The organism is Bradyrhizobium sp. WSM4873 (assembly GCF_055811355.1).
In genome coordinates, this window is the sequence record NZ_JBVVPS010000026.1 from 63063 (window position 1) to 79409 (window position 16347).

The 16347-nt window shown below is 63.7% G+C and carries 21 protein-coding genes; 12 read left to right on the forward strand and 9 right to left on the reverse strand.

Translation table 11 applies throughout. From position 1 onward, the window contains the following. Positions 1-882, reverse strand: a complete 882-nt coding sequence (locus AC0L21_RS28155; RefSeq protein ID WP_473264936.1) for a substrate-binding domain-containing protein — start codon at positions 880-882, stop codon at positions 1-3. Between the two features lie 130 nt (positions 883-1012). Here AC0L21_RS28155 and AC0L21_RS28160 point away from each other — a divergent pair, with 130 nt between their 5' ends. Next, positions 1013-1939, forward strand: coding sequence for a quinoprotein relay system zinc metallohydrolase 2 (locus AC0L21_RS28160; protein WP_473264937.1), 927 nt, complete (start codon positions 1013-1015; stop codon positions 1937-1939). Between the two features lie 50 nt (positions 1940-1989). Next, on the forward strand, positions 1990-2808 hold the full coding sequence (locus AC0L21_RS28165; protein WP_473264938.1) for a quinoprotein dehydrogenase-associated SoxYZ-like carrier: 819 nt from the start codon (positions 1990-1992) through the stop codon (positions 2806-2808). A gap of 19 nt (positions 2809-2827) precedes the next feature. Here the strand turns inward: AC0L21_RS28165 and AC0L21_RS28170 are convergent, their stop codons facing one another. Then, positions 2828-3835: a transporter gene (locus tag AC0L21_RS28170; protein WP_473264939.1), complete on the reverse strand. Its 1008-nt coding sequence runs from the start codon at positions 3833-3835 to the stop codon at positions 2828-2830. A gap of 90 nt (positions 3836-3925) precedes the next feature. After that, entirely contained in the window at positions 3926-4285 is a 360-nt protein-coding gene (locus AC0L21_RS28175) for a hypothetical protein (protein WP_007601391.1), read from the reverse strand. A gap of 87 nt (positions 4286-4372) precedes the next feature. On the opposite strand from AC0L21_RS28175, the gene AC0L21_RS28180 reads away from it, so the two are divergent. Genes AC0L21_RS28180 through AC0L21_RS28195 form a run of 4 tightly spaced genes read left to right on the forward strand, consistent with a single transcriptional unit; the run spans position 4373 to position 7193 of the window. Then, the gene (locus tag AC0L21_RS28180; protein ID WP_473264940.1) at positions 4373-5353 is read left to right on the forward strand and encodes an ABC transporter substrate-binding protein; all 981 of its coding nucleotides are present in this window, start codon (positions 4373-4375) and stop codon (positions 5351-5353) included. Position 5354: 1 nt separating this feature from the next. Continuing rightward, on the forward strand, positions 5355-6092 hold the full coding sequence (locus AC0L21_RS28185; protein ID WP_456768809.1) for an ABC transporter permease: 738 nt from the start codon (positions 5355-5357) through the stop codon (positions 6090-6092). Further along, complete coding sequence (locus AC0L21_RS28190; protein ID WP_473264941.1) at positions 6082-6792, forward strand: ABC transporter ATP-binding protein; 711 nt, start codon at positions 6082-6084, stop codon at positions 6790-6792. The genes AC0L21_RS28185 and AC0L21_RS28190 overlap by 11 nt, the downstream gene beginning before the upstream one ends. A gap of 47 nt (positions 6793-6839) precedes the next feature. Beyond that, positions 6840-7193 (forward strand): hypothetical protein, encoded by a 354-nt coding sequence (locus AC0L21_RS28195; RefSeq protein ID WP_085350566.1) that lies wholly within the window; start codon positions 6840-6842, stop codon positions 7191-7193. 11 nt (positions 7194-7204) lie between these two features. On the opposite strand, the gene AC0L21_RS28200 is transcribed toward AC0L21_RS28195, so the two are convergent. The 4 genes from AC0L21_RS28200 to AC0L21_RS28215 all read right to left on the reverse strand — a co-directional run bounded on the left by AC0L21_RS28200 (position 7205) and on the right by AC0L21_RS28215 (position 9132). Further along, positions 7205-7414, reverse strand: a complete 210-nt coding sequence (locus tag AC0L21_RS28200; RefSeq protein ID WP_027566545.1) for a hypothetical protein — start codon at positions 7412-7414, stop codon at positions 7205-7207. A gap of 131 nt (positions 7415-7545) precedes the next feature. Further along, positions 7546-8451, reverse strand: a complete 906-nt coding sequence (locus tag AC0L21_RS28205; protein WP_473264942.1) for a hypothetical protein — start codon at positions 8449-8451, stop codon at positions 7546-7548. 36 nt (positions 8452-8487) lie between these two features. Then, positions 8488-8568 carry a pyrroloquinoline quinone precursor peptide PqqA gene (gene pqqA / locus AC0L21_RS28210; protein ID WP_018460299.1) on the reverse strand — a complete coding sequence of 27 codons (81 nt, stop codon included), beginning with the start codon at positions 8566-8568 and terminating at the stop codon, positions 8488-8490. 171 nt (positions 8569-8739) lie between these two features. Further along, positions 8740-9132 carry an EF-hand domain-containing protein gene (locus AC0L21_RS28215; protein WP_473264943.1) on the reverse strand — a complete coding sequence of 131 codons (393 nt, stop codon included), beginning with the start codon at positions 9130-9132 and terminating at the stop codon, positions 8740-8742. Positions 9133-9473: 341 nt separating this feature from the next. On the opposite strand from AC0L21_RS28215, the gene AC0L21_RS28220 reads away from it, so the two are divergent. The 3 genes from AC0L21_RS28220 to AC0L21_RS28230 are packed head-to-tail and all read left to right on the forward strand — an operon-like array spanning position 9474 to position 12431. Next, the gene (locus AC0L21_RS28220) at positions 9474-11138 is read left to right on the forward strand and encodes a methanol/ethanol family PQQ-dependent dehydrogenase (protein WP_473264944.1); all 1665 of its coding nucleotides are present in this window, start codon (positions 9474-9476) and stop codon (positions 11136-11138) included. 10 nt (positions 11139-11148) lie between these two features. Further along, complete coding sequence (locus AC0L21_RS28225) at positions 11149-11505, forward strand: c-type cytochrome (RefSeq protein ID WP_473264945.1); 357 nt, start codon at positions 11149-11151, stop codon at positions 11503-11505. Further along, complete coding sequence (locus AC0L21_RS28230; RefSeq protein ID WP_473264946.1) at positions 11502-12431, forward strand: substrate-binding periplasmic protein; 930 nt, start codon at positions 11502-11504, stop codon at positions 12429-12431. The genes AC0L21_RS28225 and AC0L21_RS28230 overlap by 4 nt, the downstream gene beginning before the upstream one ends. 52 nt (positions 12432-12483) lie before the next feature. Here AC0L21_RS28230 and AC0L21_RS28235 read toward each other — a convergent pair whose 3' ends face one another. After that, complete coding sequence (locus AC0L21_RS28235; RefSeq protein ID WP_473264947.1) at positions 12484-12768, reverse strand: hypothetical protein; 285 nt, start codon at positions 12766-12768, stop codon at positions 12484-12486. 367 nt (positions 12769-13135) lie between these two features. On the opposite strand from AC0L21_RS28235, the gene AC0L21_RS28240 reads away from it, so the two are divergent. From AC0L21_RS28240 to AC0L21_RS28250, 3 genes are all read left to right on the forward strand, one after another. Continuing rightward, positions 13136-13570 (forward strand): FUSC family protein, encoded by a 435-nt coding sequence (locus AC0L21_RS28240; protein WP_473264948.1) that lies wholly within the window; start codon positions 13136-13138, stop codon positions 13568-13570. 110 nt (positions 13571-13680) lie between these two features. Beyond that, entirely contained in the window at positions 13681-14670 is a 990-nt protein-coding gene (locus AC0L21_RS28245; protein WP_473264949.1) for a Bug family tripartite tricarboxylate transporter substrate binding protein, read from the forward strand. A 130-nt stretch (positions 14671-14800) separates the two neighbouring features. After that, positions 14801-15226 (forward strand): hypothetical protein, encoded by a 426-nt coding sequence (locus AC0L21_RS28250; RefSeq protein WP_473264950.1) that lies wholly within the window; start codon positions 14801-14803, stop codon positions 15224-15226. Between the two features lie 59 nt (positions 15227-15285). On the opposite strand, the gene AC0L21_RS28255 is transcribed toward AC0L21_RS28250, so the two are convergent. After that, positions 15286-16254: a helix-turn-helix domain-containing protein gene (locus AC0L21_RS28255; RefSeq protein ID WP_007601369.1), complete on the reverse strand. Its 969-nt coding sequence runs from the start codon at positions 16252-16254 to the stop codon at positions 15286-15288. Between the last annotated feature and the right edge of the window lie 93 nt (positions 16255-16347).

The window sequence follows — 16347 nt, forward strand, 5'->3', positions numbered from 1 at the left end:
TCATGGTGCCTTCTTGGCCGTCTCCGCGCCGAGCGGCCGATCGTTCTCGTCCAGCAGCGGCACGCCGAAGTCGAGCAGGATCTTGTTGATCTCGCCCTGGTTCTCCTGGATCAGCTTGTTCAGCTGTCGCTTCCAGTTCTGATCGGCGCCACGTACGCCCATGCCGATGCGATAGACCAGTTTTGGCCCGGTGGTTTCCTTGACCAGCGGCGTGACATGAAGCGAGCCCGCCTTCTTCGCGTAGAACCCCGCCATCGGTCCCCACAGCACGCCGGCATCGATCTTGCCGGCCGTAAGGTCATCGATCATGGCCTGCGCCGAATTGTCGTAGCGCGTGTCGATCATCAGCGGATAGGGCTTTGCATCACCCATCAATCCCGCGATGGCCATGTTGGTCGCAGGCGGCGTGCCGGCGACGATGCCGACATGCTTGCCCTTCAATCTGGTATCCTCGAGCGTGTCGACCTCCTCCAGCCCGCTGCCTGCTTTCGCGACGAGGGCATAGCTCGTGCGGTAATAGGGATTGGTGCCTTGCACGAGGTCGTCGCCTTGGGGGAAGCCCATGATGACGTCGCAGCGATGCGAGCCGAGCGTCATGCGCACGAAGCCGGTGGCTTGCGGAAAAAAGACATAGTCGAGCTTCTTCTGGAGCTTGTCCGCAAACAGCTCAGCAAGCTTGTTCTCGAATCCCTCGCCCTTCTCGTTCGAGAACGGCAGATTGCGCGGGTCGGAACAGACGCGCAGCACCTTGGGATCGACCAGCTCGAACGAGAGGTCACCCGTCTCGTTGGTCTGCGCGATGGCGACGTCGCCGAACGCGCAAGACGCAACCAGGATACTCAGTGAAAACAACCAGCGACGATGTCGTCCGGCCTCCCTCATCGCGCTTCCTCCTAGGCTTGTTTGAATGCTAGCCATGCAACGCATGACGCGCCATGTTTTGCCAGACTGTGTGCTGGCTTTTCTTTGTTGCAGTGCAATGCGCGCAAACCCTTTGAACTGAGGCGGAAAAGTGTCTCGCATCGCTCTCGTGATCGCAGCCTTGTCCCTGCTGGTGAAAGCGACGCTAGCATGCGCCGCAGCGGCCGAATTGCCTGTGAGCGAAGTCGCGCCGGGAATCTTCGTACACTCCGGGACCATCGCCCTGATGACCCGCGAGAACGAGGGCGACATCGCCAATGTTGGCTTCATCGTGGGCGAGGATGCGGTGGCCGTGATTGATACCGGCGGTAGCGTTCGCGAGGGCGAGGCGCTGCTGGCGGCGGTGCGGGCCCGCACCAGCAAGCCGATCCGCTACGTCATCAATACCCACGGCCATCCCGACCATGTTTTCGGCAATGCGGCCTTCGCCCTCGGGGACACCATTTTCGTCGGTCACAGCAGGCTGCCGCGGGCGCTCGCTGCGCGCGGGCCGTACTATCTCGACAATTTTAGGCGCATCATGGGCGACGAATTGATATCTCCCGTGAAGATCGTGCCGCCGACAATGCTCGTCACGGACACAATGACGCTCGATCTCGGCGCGCGCCGCCTGAGCTTGCGGGCCTGGCCGGCCGGGCACAGCGACAATGACCTGACCGTGTTCGACGAGACGACGAAGACGCTGTTCACTGGCGACCTCGTCTTCCTCCGCCATATTCCGGTGATGGACGGCAGCATTCGCGGCTGGCTCGGCACTCTCGCGGAACTCGAGAGTATTCCGGCGCAGCGCGTCGTTCCCGGTCACGGGCCCGTGAGCGAATGGCCTGCGGCGCTGACCGATGAACGGCGCTATCTGACGGCACTGCTGGCGGACGTCCGGGCATCGAACAAGAAGGGCGAGCCGATCCGAACCGCCGCTGACAAGGCCGCCGCCTCGGAACGGCCGCACTGGGAGCTGTTCGAAGACTACAACGCCCGCAACGCAACCGCAGCATTTTCGGAAATTGAATGGGAGTAGCGGACGCGCTACGATGCGCGAAAGGTTGCTTCGTCCGCGGGACCATGACCATGACGGGATGCACGCGCCGACTGCCTCTGATCGCCCTGCTCCTCGGCATTGCATTCGCCGTGCCGGCGCAGGCGGAAGAAGCTTACGATCCCTGGCCAGGCCTGGTGCAGGACATCTTCAGCAACCGTCCGATGAATGACGGCGGCAATGTCATTGGCATCGAGATGCCCTATCGCGCCGAGGACGCGGCCATCGTGCCTGTGACCCTGCGCAGCAAGCTCTCGCCCGGCGATGCCCGCCGCATCCGTTCGATCACGCTGGTGATCGATCGTAACCCGGCACCGATGGCGGCGAAGTTCGAGCTCGGACCGGATGCCAACGTCACTGAAATCTCGACGCGCGTGCGCGTCAACAACTACACCGACGTCCATGCGGTGGCCGAGCTCAGCGACGGACAGCTCTACGTCTCGAAAGTCTATGTGAAAGCCTCCGGCGGCTGCTCGGCACCAGCTGGCAAGAATGCCGAGGAAGCCCAGAACCGGCTCGGGCAAATGCGCTACCGGCAATTCGCGCGCGAGGAGGCCCCGGCGAGCCGCATGCGGGAGGCGCAGATCATGATCGGCCACCCCAACAATTCCGGCCTGCAGATGGACCAAGTCACGCAGCTCTACATTCCCGCCTTTTTCATCAATCAGCTCAAGCTGACCCAGGACGACAGCCCCGTGCTCTCGATGGAAGGCGGCATCTCGATCTCGGAAGATCCCAATCTGCGCTTCACCTATGTTTCCAACGGCGCCAGGCGTTTTCGCGCAGAAGCCAAGGATACGGACGGACACGTGTTCCGCAACGAGTGGGATGTGGAGAAGCCGGGGACGTGAGGGCATCCATCATCGTCCCTCAATATCCCTCGCCCCAACGATACTGCCATGCGATACCGACAGCTGTCAGTTCGCTTCCCGTGCGGCTGGTGATGTCGGTGCTGGCAGAGAGCTTGACTGAGTTTTGTCGATCGATCGGAAACGCAACCGTCACGCCCGCGCGCGAGATGGCCTGCTCGTTGTCGTTTTTGATGCCGTTGAGGGTCGTGCTGCCGCCGGCGAAATACAGTCCGTCCAGCGCCATCCATATGCCGGACTGGAACGTGTAGATGACATGTCCCTGCACCGCATAGATCGGAGCCTGCGAGAACGTCTTGCCGCCGAAGAAGTCGGTGTTGTCGCTGAAGAAGGTCACGCTGGGGGCGAGTTCGACCGTCCATGGTCCCCATGCCTTTGAAATTCCGAGCTCGGGCCGGAAGGACCAACGGTTGCCGCCGAGGTTGAGCAGCTTGGTGCTGTCATATTGCCCGAGGGGCGCGGAGACCTGAAGGCTTACGCCCACGATCAGATCCTGGTGGTAGCTGGCGAAGTCCTTCGCCGAGAGCGCGGGAGCCCCAAACAGGTTGACCGAGACACGAAATCGCGGATCGCCCAGACCGGACATCTCCCGTTCGCGCGGCTCGCCGTTGACGAGCCCATGCGCGGCAAACGACGATGCCGGCACGATCGCATCGAACTTGGCCGACTGGCCAGCGACGTCGAAGGACCGAACATAGGCCACTACGCCGGTATCGGAGCGGAATGTGGCATCGGCGATCGCGGTGCTGGGATCGAACGCGAGCTTGCCTTGGGCGTAAACGTAGCCCGAGATCAGGAAATTCAATCCGACAGGCGTATTCGAATACGATCGCGGCTCTGCCTCCTGCGCGCTCGCATTCGAGACCGCCGACAATGCGGCGATTATTCCCAATGCCGGGCCAAGCGGGAACCGTCTTGCGCGACGCGCTTGAGGCGCATCGGCGTTTGCATCATCGATGATGGGCGCATCACCAACCGCCCGGTGCACTCCAACGCCGCGCCGGTCCATCGAGATATCCTACCAAGCAAGCCCGTCGGATCATACCATCGAAGCTACGCCGGCGACCTTGACGAGGGAAGCGAAGCAGCGCGGCAGCGGTCAAAAACACCTCACCTCGGCTTCCGCCTGCGCGCGCCTGAGGTCATTCACCGCGGAATTCGCCTGCTCTGACGTGCGGAACTGGACGCCGAGATTACCGCGGACCTGGGACATGCTGAGCGCCGTCTCCGCGGTGACGTAGCGCTCATAGGGCACGATCGAGGCCACCACGTCGATCGAGCAGGAACATTGCTCGATCGCCTGCCGGCTCTCGCCATTGGCCTTCATGCAGCCATAGACATACTCGGCACGCGCCGACGTCGGATAATCATTGGCCTCTTCAGCCTGCGCAGCGAGCGCGGTCGCAGCCCACACCGCCAATGCGGCGACAATCGGTCGTAGCTGTCCGGCCAGATTCATGAGCGTCCTCCCGCTGGTTGCGACGGAAGCTATGCTATGCGTATTGTCCTGAAAAGCACCCTATCAGAGGAAACGGCTCACAAGGTGATGAGAGTATTTGGTCGATCATTGGCGCTCGCGGTGACGCTGGCGCTGACACTGGCCGGGCCCGGCCGCGCCGCGGATACGATCCGCCTTGCGGTGCAGAAGACCGGAACATTCTCCTGGGAGCTGGCCGCGATCCGCGCCGGCGGCCTCGACAAGGAGGCCGACCTGTCGCTCGACGTCACCGAGCTTGCGAGCCCCGAGGCCGGCAAGATCGCCCTGCGCGCCGGCAATGCCGACATCATCCTGTCCGATTGGCTGTGGGTGTCGCGCGAGCGCACGCTCGGCGCAAAGCTCACCTTCTATCCCTATTCCAGCGCGCTCGGCGCGGTGATGGTGCCGGCCTCCTCGCCGATCAAGTCGCTCGCGGATTTGAAGGGCCGCAAGCTCGCCGTCGGCGGTGGTCCCATCGACAAGAGCTGGCTGCTGCTCCAGGCGCGCATGAAGCAGGACGGCATCGACCTGAAGTCCGAGGCGACGATCGTCTATGGTGCTCCGCCTCTGATCGCCGCCAAGGCGCTGGACGGCGAGATGGATGCGAGCCTCAATTTCTGGAATTTCTGCGCACAGCTGGAGGCCAAGGGTTTCCGCCGCCTTGCCGGCATCGAGGACATATTGCCGAAACTCGGCGCCAAGGGCGCGGTCTCTGCAGTCGGCTATGTCTTCGACGAAAGCTGGGCAGCAAATCATCGCGAGGCGGTGGCGCGCTTCATCGCGATGACCCACAAGGCCAAGCAGCTGCTGGTGACCTCGGATGCCGCCTGGGACAAGATCGCGCCGCTCACCGGCACGAGCGATGCCACCATGCTGAAGACCTATCGCGAGCGCTATCGCGACGGCATTCCGCGCCGGAGCATCGACGACGAAGAAAAGGACGCGCGCGTGCTCTACCGCGTACTGGCCGAGACCGGCGGACGCGACCTCGTGGGCTCGGCCGCCGAGCTCGATCCCGGCACGTTCTATCACGCAGTTGCCGGAGACTGAGGTGCTGCGTCTTCTGTCGTTTGCCCTGTTGCTCGCGATCTGGTGGATTGCCGCCCTGTTCGTCGGCGCCGCAAAGCTGCCCTCTCCGCCCGCCGTGCTCGACGTCGTCATCGCGGAAGCATCGAGCGGCGCGCTGTTCCTGCATCTCGGCGCCACGCTCGCCCGCGTAAGCCTCGCCTTCGTGCTGGCGATGTCACTCGGGAGCGCCATCGGCTATCTGATGGGACGGGTGAAGCTCGCCGACCGCCTCGGCGATCCCTGGCTGATCCTGCTCTTGAACCTGCCCGCGCTGGTCGTGATCGTGCTAGCCTATATCTGGGCCGGGCTCACTGAAGCAGCAGCGATCGCAGCAATCGCCATCAACAAGCTGCCGACCGCCATCGTCACCCTGCGCGAGGGCGCGCGCGCGCTCGACCGCTCGCTCGACGAGATGGCGAGCGTGTTCGCGATGCCGCGCTGGCGCGCCTTCCGCCACGTCGTGCTGCCGCAACTGGCACCCTATATCGCGGCCTCAGCCCGCTCCGGATTGTCGCTGGTGTGGAAGATCGTGCTGGTCGCCGAACTCCTGGGGCGACCCAACGGCGTCGGCTTCGAGATCGGCGTCGCCTTCCAGCTGTTCGATACGCCACGGCTGCTCGCCTATTCCCTGACATTCGCCGCCGTTGTGCTCGTGATCGAAACCGCGCTGGTGCAACCGTTCGAAGCGCGCGCAACACGGTGGCGACCCCGTGCGGCTTGAGGTCGATATCACAGGCAAGAGCTTCAGGAGTGCCGCGGGCGGAACGCAGGAGGTGCTCGCGCCGATCAGCTTCGCGCTTCAATCCGGCGAGGTCGGCGTGCTGATCGGTCCCTCCGGCTGCGGCAAGAGCACGATGCTGCGCATCATCCTCGGGCTCGACTGCGATTTCGAGGGGCGCGTCTCGCGCCCACCGGAAGCGCGGATCGGCATGGTTTTCCAGGAGCCGAGGCTGCTGCCATGGCGCTCGGTCGAGCAGAATGTGCGGCTTGCGGCACCCGATGTCACCGACGCCAAGCTCGCCGAGCTGTTCAGGATCCTGGAGCTGGATGCGCATCGCAGCCATTTTCCGGGCGAATTGTCACTGGGCCTCGCCCGGCGCGTCGCGCTCGCCCGCGCCTTTGCCGTCGAGCCTGACCTGCTCGTGCTCGATGAGCCCCTCGCCTCGCTCGACGATGCTCTCGCCGGCCGTTTGCGCGACGAGATCGCGACGCTGGTGGCGCGCCGTCCGGTGATGACGTTGCTTGTCACCCACAGCCTAGACGACGCGATCCGGCTCGGCGACCGCCTGTTCTTGCTGTCGCCGCGACCGGCGCGCATCGTGCGGGAGGTGCCGATTGCCATCCCGCGCGCGGAGCGCAGCGAGGCCGAACTCGGCAAGATCAGGGCCAAGCTCGCCGCGTTGCAGCTTGAATCGAAATGAGAACTCATGGTCAATTGGACCAACGACATCTTCGCGGGAGGGTCACCATGCGGCGTACGCTGATTGCGATCGGCATCCTGTTGGTTGCGATGCCGGGCGCGGCGCTCGCGCAGGCCAAAGGCAAGGGTATCCGGCTCTGGAATCTGACGACGGAGACGATCTCCGGCTTCCAGCTCTCGCCGGCCGGGAAGACCGAGTGGGGGCCGAACCAGTGCTTGAACGACAAGGACAAGGAGGTCGATCACGACGAGCGGCTGCGCATCACCGGCGTCGAGCCCGGCCGCTACGACGCCAGGGTCAGCTATCCCAATGCACGGCAGTGCATCGTGCGCGACATCGAGATCAAGGCGGATGCGGTGTTCTCGATCGCCGACAAGGATCTGAAGGACTGCACTAAGTAACGCCGGCGGCTTCACGCCTTGTCGTTCGGGTGCGGATATTCGCAGCGCCATCGCACCGCCTGCCACTTCGGATGGTCGCCGACCCATTGCGCGATATAGGGCGGCGCGGCCATCGCGCATTGCGTCGGCGACCCCGCATAGTTGAACACCAGATGCTGCTCCTCGCAGGTCGCAGGCGAGAGCACCGCACACACAGTCACCACCAGGTCGATCGGGTTCATGCCGGGATCCTCGCAGAGGCGATGAAGAATAGCACAAAAGATTACGTTCCGAGGAGCGGGAAGTTTCAATCCGGTCGCGTGAAATAAGCGGGAATTGCCGGTCAACTCTCCCCGCAACCGAGGCGCGAGCGCTAGAAATTAACTCCAAAGACCAGCCTCGCCTGGTGGCGCTCGAAATTGACGAGGTCGAGATTGCCGCCCGATCCGGCCGGACGGCCCCAGGCCTGCATGCTCCAGCTCATGGTCAGGCGCGAGCGCTCGGAAAGCTGGAAATAAGCGGTCGGACCGACGAAGAGCGCCTGGCCCGCGAACTCGCCCAGGCCGATGCCCTCGTACTGCCGGAAGTAGCGGACCTCGCCGCCGAGCAGCACGTCGGGCCGCACGCGCACCAGGCCGGCGAAGGCCGCGCCAATGGTCGAACTCTTTTCGGACAGTCCCGCCATCTCGAAACGCGCCCATTCGGGTTGATAGATCAGGTTGAGCGCCCCGATGGCGAAGTTCGGGATCAGCTCGCGATCGAAGGCGAGCGTGAAATCGGTACCGTACATCCGCCCTTTTGCACCAGAAGTCTCGTCGATGCGGTCGCCATGGAGTTCGGCGGCGACAGTCAATCCGAATGGCGCGCGCTCGCGATCGAGCAGGCGATAACGCAGGTCGAGCGAAGCGCCCTGAAAATTGAACTGGCGGCGGTCGCCGATATCGGGGACGCCGGTGATGTCGTGCAGCGTGGCCGTGCCGCCGACCTCGATGCGGAAGTTCGGCAGCGGCACGATCTCGATCTCGACCTCCTGCGACAGCGCGCGATAGGTCCCGCCACCTTTGCCGAATCGTCCTGTCGTCTGAGTCTGGAATTCGCGCTCGCCGGGATTGCCGACATCGGTGCCGATCATGAAGCCGAAGATGTGCTCGGTATCAAAGCCCTCTTCGGCGCTGACGCATGCCGGCGCGAGCGCGACAGTGCAGGCGGCTATGGTCCAGAATGTAAGGGCTCTCGCGCGCATCCCCGACACTACCACGGCTTCGACGGTGGTTGCCATCGAAGCCGCGGCAGGTCGTCAGTCTTACTTGTTGTCTTACTTGCGCAAAGCGCAGGCGTACATGTTGATTTCCATGCCGACCGGCACTTCCACGATCTTCGGAGCTTTCCAGGCCATTCGGGGACTCCCAAGGGATTGAGCGCGACATCGCGCCAGCCAAAACCTAGGGCTGCGTCAGACACAGCGCAAGTCTGGAATCGCGCCGTTGACACAGCGAACTGTCGCATCGCGCTTGCAAATTTCTCTCTGGGGCAACTCGCCTTCGCTCCCAGTCAAGCGGCCCGGTTCTCACCGCAACAAGCGCAGCAGCGCGCGGCCGGCGCGCGAGTTCAGCTCCTTCGCATCCAGCGTTCCATCCTTGTCGGGATTCGCCGCGTTGAAGCGCTGCTCCGCCACCGAGAGATATTCGTCCAGCGTGAGAGTCCCGTCGCGATCGGGATCGGCGGCGGCGAGTTCTTTCGCCGTTAACCGTCCGCGCAACTCGCGGGCGTCGAGCGTGCCGTCGTGATCGGGATCAAGCTTGGCGAACGATGCAGCCGCCGCCTTCTTCACCTCGGCAAGATCGAGCGTACCGTCATTGTCGGTATCGAACGTCTTGACCGCGTTGCCGGAGGCCGACCATGCCGGACCGGACAGCAGTGCAATCGTGACCGCAAGTGCAACAGAGCGACGCGATATCATGAAAACCTCCTTGACCAAGGGCTCCGATTCGAGCCGGATCGAAACGACATAAGTCCACAAGCGAGCCTCCGTTCAAGCCCCGAATTGCAGCCTGCGCACCGCACAACTTGCGGAACCCGTCGGTCCGACCGCTGCCGTCGCGCACGCGCCCTGCTCCATGCCGCGGAATTTCTTCAGCGCCTGCGCACAAGTGAGCGTGGCTTGCCAGGTCACCGTCAGATGACGGCATCCGGCGCCCACTATATCGGCGTCGCAATTACGACTTTCGTATTGACGCGTTTTGCATTCGGGCGGAGTGTTGCTGTCGCAGCGTCAATAGGCGCGCATACTGGGAGGAACGGATGAAACGCTTTGCGATGGCCGCGAGCCTCGTCATGCTTACGTCGACTTGTGCAAGTGCACAAACCAGCGAGCAGCTGGTCAAGGGTGCGACCGATACATCGAACGTTCTCAACTACGGGATGGGCTACAATCTTCAGCGTTTCTCGACGCTGAACCAGATCAACAAGGACAGCGTCAAGAACCTTGTCCCGGTCTGGAACTACTCTTTCAACGACGATCGCAGCGAGGAATCCCAACCGCTGGTCTACCAGGGCGTGATCTACGTGACGTCGCACAACGCGACCATGGCGGTCGACGCCAAGACCGGCAAGCAGATCTGGAAATCCAAGGTCGAATATCCCGCCGAAACGCCGCGCATCGTCTGCTGCGGCATCATCAATCGCGGCGCGGCGCTCTATGAGGGCAAGGTGTTCCGCACCACGCTCGACGCCAACGTGGTCGCGCTCGACGCCAAGGACGGCAAGGAGCTGTGGCGGCAGAAGGCGGCCGACATCAAGGAAGGCTATTCGATGACGGTGGCGCCGCTGGTCGCCGACGGCGTGGTGATCACCGGCATCTCCGGCGCCGAGTTCGGCACCCGCGGCTTCATCGACGGCTGGGACCCCGCGACGGGCAAGCACCTGTGGCGCACCCATTCGATCCCCTCCCCCGATGAGCCCGGCGGCGACACCTGGAAGGGCGACACCTGGAAGCTCGGCGGTGGCTCGACCTGGATTACGGGCTCCTACGATCCCGAGCTGAACACGGTCTATTGGGGTATCGGCAATCCCGGACCGTTCAACTCGGCGGTGCGCCCGGGCGACAACCTCTACACCTGCTCCGTGCTGGCGATGGATCCCAAGACCGGCAAGATCAAGTGGCACTACCAGTTCTCGCCGAACAATCCGTTCGACTATGACAGCGTGGCCGAGATGGTCCTCGCCGACATGAACGTCGAGGGCAAGCCGACCAAGGTGTTGATGGACGCCAACCGCAACGGCTTTTTCTACGTGCTCGACCGCACCAACGGAAAGCTGCTCGCGGCCAATCCCTACGTGAAGGTCAACTGGGCGACCGGAATCGACATGAAGACCGGACGGCCCATCGAGACCGACGTCTCGAAGGACGCCCGTGAGGGCAAGAAGGTGACAGTCTATCCGTCGATCCTCGGCGGCAAGAACTGGGAGCCGATGTCGTTCAATCCGCAGACCGGCCTCGCCTACGCCAACACGCTCGCCTTCGGCGGCAGGTACAAGACTGAACCCGCCACCTTCAAGCAGGGTGAATGGTATCTCGGCATGGACCTCACCGATCTCTGGGAATGGGGCGACGGCCCGCGCGGTCATCTGAAGGCGATCGATCCCATGACCGGAAAGGCGAAGTGGGAAGCACCAAGCGACATCCCGCGCTTCTCCGGCGTGCTGTCGACCGCGGGCGGCGTCGTGTTCTCAGGGGCGCTGACCGGCGAGTTCGAGGCCTTCGATGCCGACACCGGCAAGAAGCTCTGGCAATTCCAGACCGGCTCGGGCATCGAGGGACAACCGGTGACCTGGCAGCAGGACGGCGTGCAGTATGTCGCGGTGACGAGCGGCTATGGCGGCGTCTACTCGCTGTTCTCCGGCGACGAACGGCTGGCCAAAGTCCCGCCCGGCGGCTCGCTTTGGGTTTTTGCGGTCAAGCAATAACCACGGCACGATGCTGAGAAAGCTATCTCACAAGACGGTGGCGATCCTCGCCACCGTCGCGGTGCTGACGGTCGCGCTTGCGGCGACCGTTCGTGCCGCCGATGATTCAACCGGCAATCCCGTGCAGGCGCAGATCGACCACGGCAAGTCGACCTATGCGGAGAAATGCTCGCACTGCCACGGCCCCAACATGATGAACCCCGGCACCATCACGCCGGACCTGCGCGCCTTCCCCGACGACAAGACGCGCTTCGTCACCACCGTGAAGAACGGCAAGAACAACAGGATGCCGCCCTGGGCCGACATTCTCAGCGACGAGGAGATCGGGAATCTCTGGGCCTTCATCTCGAGCCGGAGAAAACCATGAGGCGCTGGCTGGCCGTGTGGGGCATTGCCGCGATCCTCGCGGCGGCGACTACGACCGCGCGCGCGACTGACGACCCGCTGAAGATTTGTCTCGACGAGGACCGGCCACCGTTGTCGGTGCATCACAAGGGCAAGCCGGGCTCGGGTTTCGACGTGCTGCTGGCGCAAGCGATCGCCGACCGGCTCGGACGGCCGCTGACGATCCAGTGGTTCGAGAGCAAGCTGGACGAGGATTCGAGCCCGCAGCTCGAGGCCAATGCGCTGCTGTCCGACGGGCGCTGCTCGCTCGTCGGCAGCTACGCACTGACGACGGACTCCCTCGTCAAGCCCGGCATGAAAACGGCGCGCCTGCCGGATTTTGCCGGCGCCACGCGCGACGACAGGCGCCGCCGCGTCGCGCTCGGCGTGCTCGCGCCAAGCCAGCCCTATGTCTACTCGCCGATGACGGTCGTGCTCGGACCGAAGGCGCGGGGTCGCAAGATCGACGACATTGGCGACCTCGCCGGCCTGCGCCTCGTGATCGAGAGCGGCTCGCTCGGCGATGCGATCCTCATGACCTTCGACAAGGGGCGCCTGATCGACGACATCACGCATCTCGTCCCCGGCCGCGATGATCTCCTCGGTGCACTTGCCCGCGGCGACTATGACGCGACGCTGATCGACCTCGGCCGCCTCGACGCCCATCGCGCTACGAACCCCGATACGGCGATCACCGCGTCCGGCTACTACTATCCGATCGGCGCCAATCGCGGCTATGTCGGGCTGGTCAGCGATCCCGCGCTGATCGACGCCGTCAACAAGGCGCTGAGCGGGCTTACCGCCGAGGGCAAGATCGCCGAATTCGGCAGGCAGGCGGGGCTGACCTATCTGCCGCCGCGTGAGCCTGCGATCCTCGGCGACGTCTGGATGAAGATCATTCAGCGGTGACCGGAGCGTCCGGCTCCCGGAATGACGGATAAAGTGGTCGGCGATGGGCCCGCTACAACCATGGCTGGCTCGGCGACATTCTGCACCCTATGATGCCGCCGTTTTCATACGGTCCTTTGGTGGCATCGTGAATCCTTCCGCCGCAAGCCTGCGCGACCTCCTCGCCCGGGAAATCAAGACCGGCGAGCTGGTGCGGGCGCTGATCGTCGTCGGCCCGATGGTCGCCGCCTATTTCATCGCGCGCGAGACGGCGCTGCTGAATCTCGGATTGATCGCGGTCTCGTTGCTCATTCCCGCACTCAGGCTGCACCTGCCGCCGAAAGTCGTCGCGTGGCATTATCTCGCCATCCTCCTCACCTTTGCCGCGCTGTTCCTCGCGAGCCCGATCAAGCCGCTATTCGCAGTGCTGACGGCGCTTGCCGGATTCCTTGCGGTCGCGGTAACGCGCTATGGCGAACATTTCCGCACGCTCGGGAATTGGGTGTTCATCCCCGCCGTGTATCTTGCCTGCGAGGTGCGGGAGGGCGTGAGCGCCTCGGAAGCCCTGCGCCATGCCGGCATGATCATCGTGTCAATCTCCGATCGCGCTGGCTCTGGTCTGCGCCATCCGGATTTACGACCGGCGACGGTGCGGCGATGCCGCGAGTTCGTTCGGACCACCCGCGGCCGAGTGGTTTGCGCCCGCGGGGGCAACCGCCCTTGCGGTGTTCACTGCGGCGGCGCTGGTCGAGATCCTCGATCTCGCGCAGGGCCAATGGGTGATGTGGTCGGCCGCAAGCGTCGTGGTCGGCGATCTCGCCGCTTCGACCGGCAAGCTGAAGCAGCGGGCGATCGGCGCCGTCGCCGGCGTGCCGCTCGGTTTCCTTGCCGGCATGGTTCTGCCGCAAAGCCGGGTCGGCTATGCGCTCGCGGTTCTCGCGGCCACCCTCACGCTGATCTCGTTCTCCCGCTACATCGTCGGCTTCGGCCTGCGCTGCTTCTTCATCGCGCTGGCCGCTTCCTTCGCCGGCAGCGCCAGCGGCATCGCGGAGGAGCGCATCGTCAACGTGCTGATCGGCGGCAGCTTCGGCTTGCTTGCGGTAGCGCTGACCGAAATCGTCTGGCTACGTGTCATGCGAAAAGTGCGATTGTCCGGATGACGCGCGAATAGGCACAGCGCGACCCTTCGAATGCGCCAATCTGTCTCGCCTGCCGCCCATGGCAGAGACGACCCGATGCAGTACCGTCGGTGACAATCCGGGAGAGAATCATGTCCGCAAAACTCGATCGCCGCCACTTCATCGCCGCCGGCACCAGCACACTCGCGATGCCTTTCGTCTCGCGCGGCGCCTCGGCGCAAGCTGCGTGGCCATCGCGGCAGATCCGCATGATTTGCAGCTATCCCGCCGGCGGACAGACCGATCTGCTCGCGCGCGCCTATGGTGAATTCATTTCCAAGCAGGTCGGAAAGACCGTCGTCGTCGAGAACAAGCCCGGTGCCGCGGGCGCGATCGGGACGGCGGAGGTCGCCCGCGCGGAGCCCGACGGCCACACCATCCTGTGTTCGATCTCGACCACCTACATCATGAACCGGGTTGTGATGAAGACTCCGGGCTACGACATGGACAAGGATTTGACGCTCGTCAGCGTCATTCCGGGCGCCGGCCTCCTGCTGGTGGCGAACCCGAAAACCGGCGTCAAGACGCTGGAGGATTTCGTCGCCTTTGCGCGCAAGAGCGGCAAGGTCAACTTCGGCACCTATAGCGCGGGCTCGGCCCCGCATATGACGGTCCACGAACTCAACAAGCAGTATGGCCTTGCCATCGAGCCGATCCACTATCGCGGCGAAGCCCCGATGTGGACGGGCATGCTGGAAGGTACGCTCGATGTGGCCATGGGCAGCTACACGGCAGCGCAATCGGTTTTGCAGAGCGACCGTGGCACCGTGTTCGCGGTGCATTCGAAGAAGGTCGACGCGATCCCTGATATCAAGACCCTCCCCGAGCAGGGCGCGACGTCGAAATTCTTCACCGTCAGCGGCTTCTCCGGTTGGGCCGTGCCGAAAGCGACACCGCAGCCGGTTGTCGACCGCCTGGCAGAGCTTTGCGTGGCTGCCAACGGCGATCCGAAGGTGAAGGAGGTGCTCAACACGTTCGTGCTCGAACCCGCGATCGGCTTCAACGAAACCAACGCGCTGTATCGGCGCGAGCTGCCGATCTGGATCGAGAGCGCGCGGTCGCTCGGCCTTGAGCCCGCCTGAACCGCGAGGCAAGACGCCCTTCGCGGCGCGGCATCCGATCAAAGCCTGGTGCCGGAAACGTATTTTCCCGCTATGATTGTGCGACGCTGGCGGGAAGGTCTCGCCGGCGCGGACGAGAAAGGCCGATCCCATGACACCGGATGGCGTCGCCGTAGCCGTCATGATCATCCTGCTCTTTCCGATGGGCTATTTCACGCTGGCGTCTCCGGCCTTCCTGCTGGTGAGGCTAGATATCCAGCCCGTCGCCCAGCTTTTGCGCGGAATGTTCAATGCCCATTTTCTGGTGATGCGCGTTGCCGGAATCATCGGAGCGGTCGCTTTCCTGCTCGACGGTCGTCTGGTCGCCGCAATGGGCGTCGGCCTCCTTGCAGCCTTGGCGATCTACGGACGCCGCGGGTTCATGCAACGGATGGACGAACAGCTCAGCGCCAGGGACGCCGGCGATGCCGAGGCCCCGCGCCGGCTGCGCCGGCTCCATTGGAGCGGAATGCTGGGCAATGCAGTGCTGCTCGCCGCTCTCCTGACAAGCATTCCCTACATCGCCATATCGGCGTGAGAGACATCGCGGGCGCGTGAGGGTCAACCGTCGTCGTCGACGCCGAACCTGGCGTTTGCCTAGTGCTCGTCCGCCGCAACCGCGCCCTGTTGCGCCTTGTGGATCGAGGACGGCACCACGCCGAAATATTTCCGGAACACCCGGCTGAAATGCGATGAGCTGGAGAAGCCCCAGGAGAACGCGACGTCGGTGATGGTCTTGCCGGCGTGGGCCTCGAGCTCCTGGCGGCAATTCTGAAGACGCGCCTGCCAGATGTAGTCGCTCACCGTGGTGCCGCGCTCCGAGAACAGCATGTGCAGATAGCGCTTGGAGCAGCCGAGCTCGCCGGAAATCTGGTCGATGCACAGATCCGGATCGCGCAAATGCTCGCGGATGAAGAACTGCGCGCGCACATAGGTCGCTTCGGGCCCGACGCGATCGAGCATCGTGTCGGCCTCACGCAGCGGCAGCAGCAAGAGGTCGATCAGCGAATCGGCCACGCCGACCGCACTGTTCGCCGACAGCTTGGCCGCCTCGTCGAAGGTCGCATGCACGAAATCATGGGCGATGCGCCCCGTCCCCGTGCGTGAGGTCAATTTGCAGGCGGGCATTCGCTGCGACGGGAATCCGCGGTCGCGCAGCAGCGCCTTCGGCACGATCACCACGTCGTGGCGCGTGAAAGCGGGGCTGATGATCGAATGTGGACAGGAGACGTCATAGGCAATGATGTCGCCCGGGTTCAGCTCGATGTGGCGGCCTTCCTGCTCGAAATAAGACACACCGTAAGTCTGGAAGTGGATCTTGATATACGGGTGTTCATTGGCCTTGGCGCGCGCCAGCGTGTGCGCGATGCGATGCTGGCTGACCTCGATCTGGCAGAGCTTCAGGCGCGAGACGCTGGTGTAGTCGATGCGGCCCTCGAGCGAGGACGCTTCGAGCGGATCGACGTCGAAATGCCCACACAGGCTGGTCAGCCCGTCGATCCAGCTTTGGATCTGACGTTTCGGCGTCATTCCCGTCGTCGAGAGCGTGTGAATCGTGTCGGACATTAATCCAGCCACTGGTTTGATCCGGAGATTTGACGCGAATCGCGAGCCGCGCTGCCGGAGCCCTGAACCGTGATTGCGTGACGTTTACCTCGA

Bases quoted from the DNA above. Each gene is read 5' to 3' on its own strand.
- AC0L21_RS28155 (WP_473264936.1), bottom strand. From the start codon at position 882: ATGAGGGAGGCCGGACGACATCGTCGCTGGTTGTTTTCACTGAGTATC.
- AC0L21_RS28165 (WP_473264938.1), top strand. From the start codon at position 1,990: ATGACGGGATGCACGCGCCGACTGCCTCTGATCGCCCTGCTCCTCGGC.
- AC0L21_RS28170 (WP_473264939.1), bottom strand. From the start codon at position 3,835: ATGGACCGGCGCGGCGTTGGAGTGCACCGGGCGGTTGGTGATGCGCCC.
- AC0L21_RS28175 (WP_007601391.1), bottom strand. From the start codon at position 4,285: ATGAATCTGGCCGGACAGCTACGACCGATTGTCGCCGCATTGGCGGTG.
- AC0L21_RS28180 (WP_473264940.1), top strand. From the start codon at position 4,373: ATGAGAGTATTTGGTCGATCATTGGCGCTCGCGGTGACGCTGGCGCTG.
- AC0L21_RS28195 (WP_085350566.1), top strand. From the start codon at position 6,840: ATGCGGCGTACGCTGATTGCGATCGGCATCCTGTTGGTTGCGATGCCG.
- AC0L21_RS28200 (WP_027566545.1), bottom strand. From the start codon at position 7,414: ATGAACCCGATCGACCTGGTGGTGACTGTGTGTGCGGTGCTCTCGCCT.
- AC0L21_RS28205 (WP_473264942.1), bottom strand. From the start codon at position 8,451: ATGGCAACCACCGTCGAAGCCGTGGTAGTGTCGGGGATGCGCGCGAGA.
- pqqA (WP_018460299.1), bottom strand. From the start codon at position 8,568: ATGGCCTGGAAAGCTCCGAAGATCGTGGAAGTGCCGGTCGGCATGGAA.
- AC0L21_RS28215 (WP_473264943.1), bottom strand. From the start codon at position 9,132: ATGATATCGCGTCGCTCTGTTGCACTTGCGGTCACGATTGCACTGCTG.
- AC0L21_RS28220 (WP_473264944.1), top strand. From the start codon at position 9,474: ATGAAACGCTTTGCGATGGCCGCGAGCCTCGTCATGCTTACGTCGACT.
- AC0L21_RS28225 (WP_473264945.1), top strand. From the start codon at position 11,149: ATGCTGAGAAAGCTATCTCACAAGACGGTGGCGATCCTCGCCACCGTC.
- AC0L21_RS28230 (WP_473264946.1), top strand. From the start codon at position 11,502: ATGAGGCGCTGGCTGGCCGTGTGGGGCATTGCCGCGATCCTCGCGGCG.
- AC0L21_RS28235 (WP_473264947.1), bottom strand. From the start codon at position 12,768: ATGCCACGCGACGACTTTCGGCGGCAGGTGCAGCCTGAGTGCGGGAAT.
- AC0L21_RS28245 (WP_473264949.1), top strand. From the start codon at position 13,681: ATGTCCGCAAAACTCGATCGCCGCCACTTCATCGCCGCCGGCACCAGC.
- AC0L21_RS28250 (WP_473264950.1), top strand. From the start codon at position 14,801: ATGACACCGGATGGCGTCGCCGTAGCCGTCATGATCATCCTGCTCTTT.
- AC0L21_RS28255 (WP_007601369.1), bottom strand. From the start codon at position 16,254: ATGTCCGACACGATTCACACGCTCTCGACGACGGGAATGACGCCGAAA.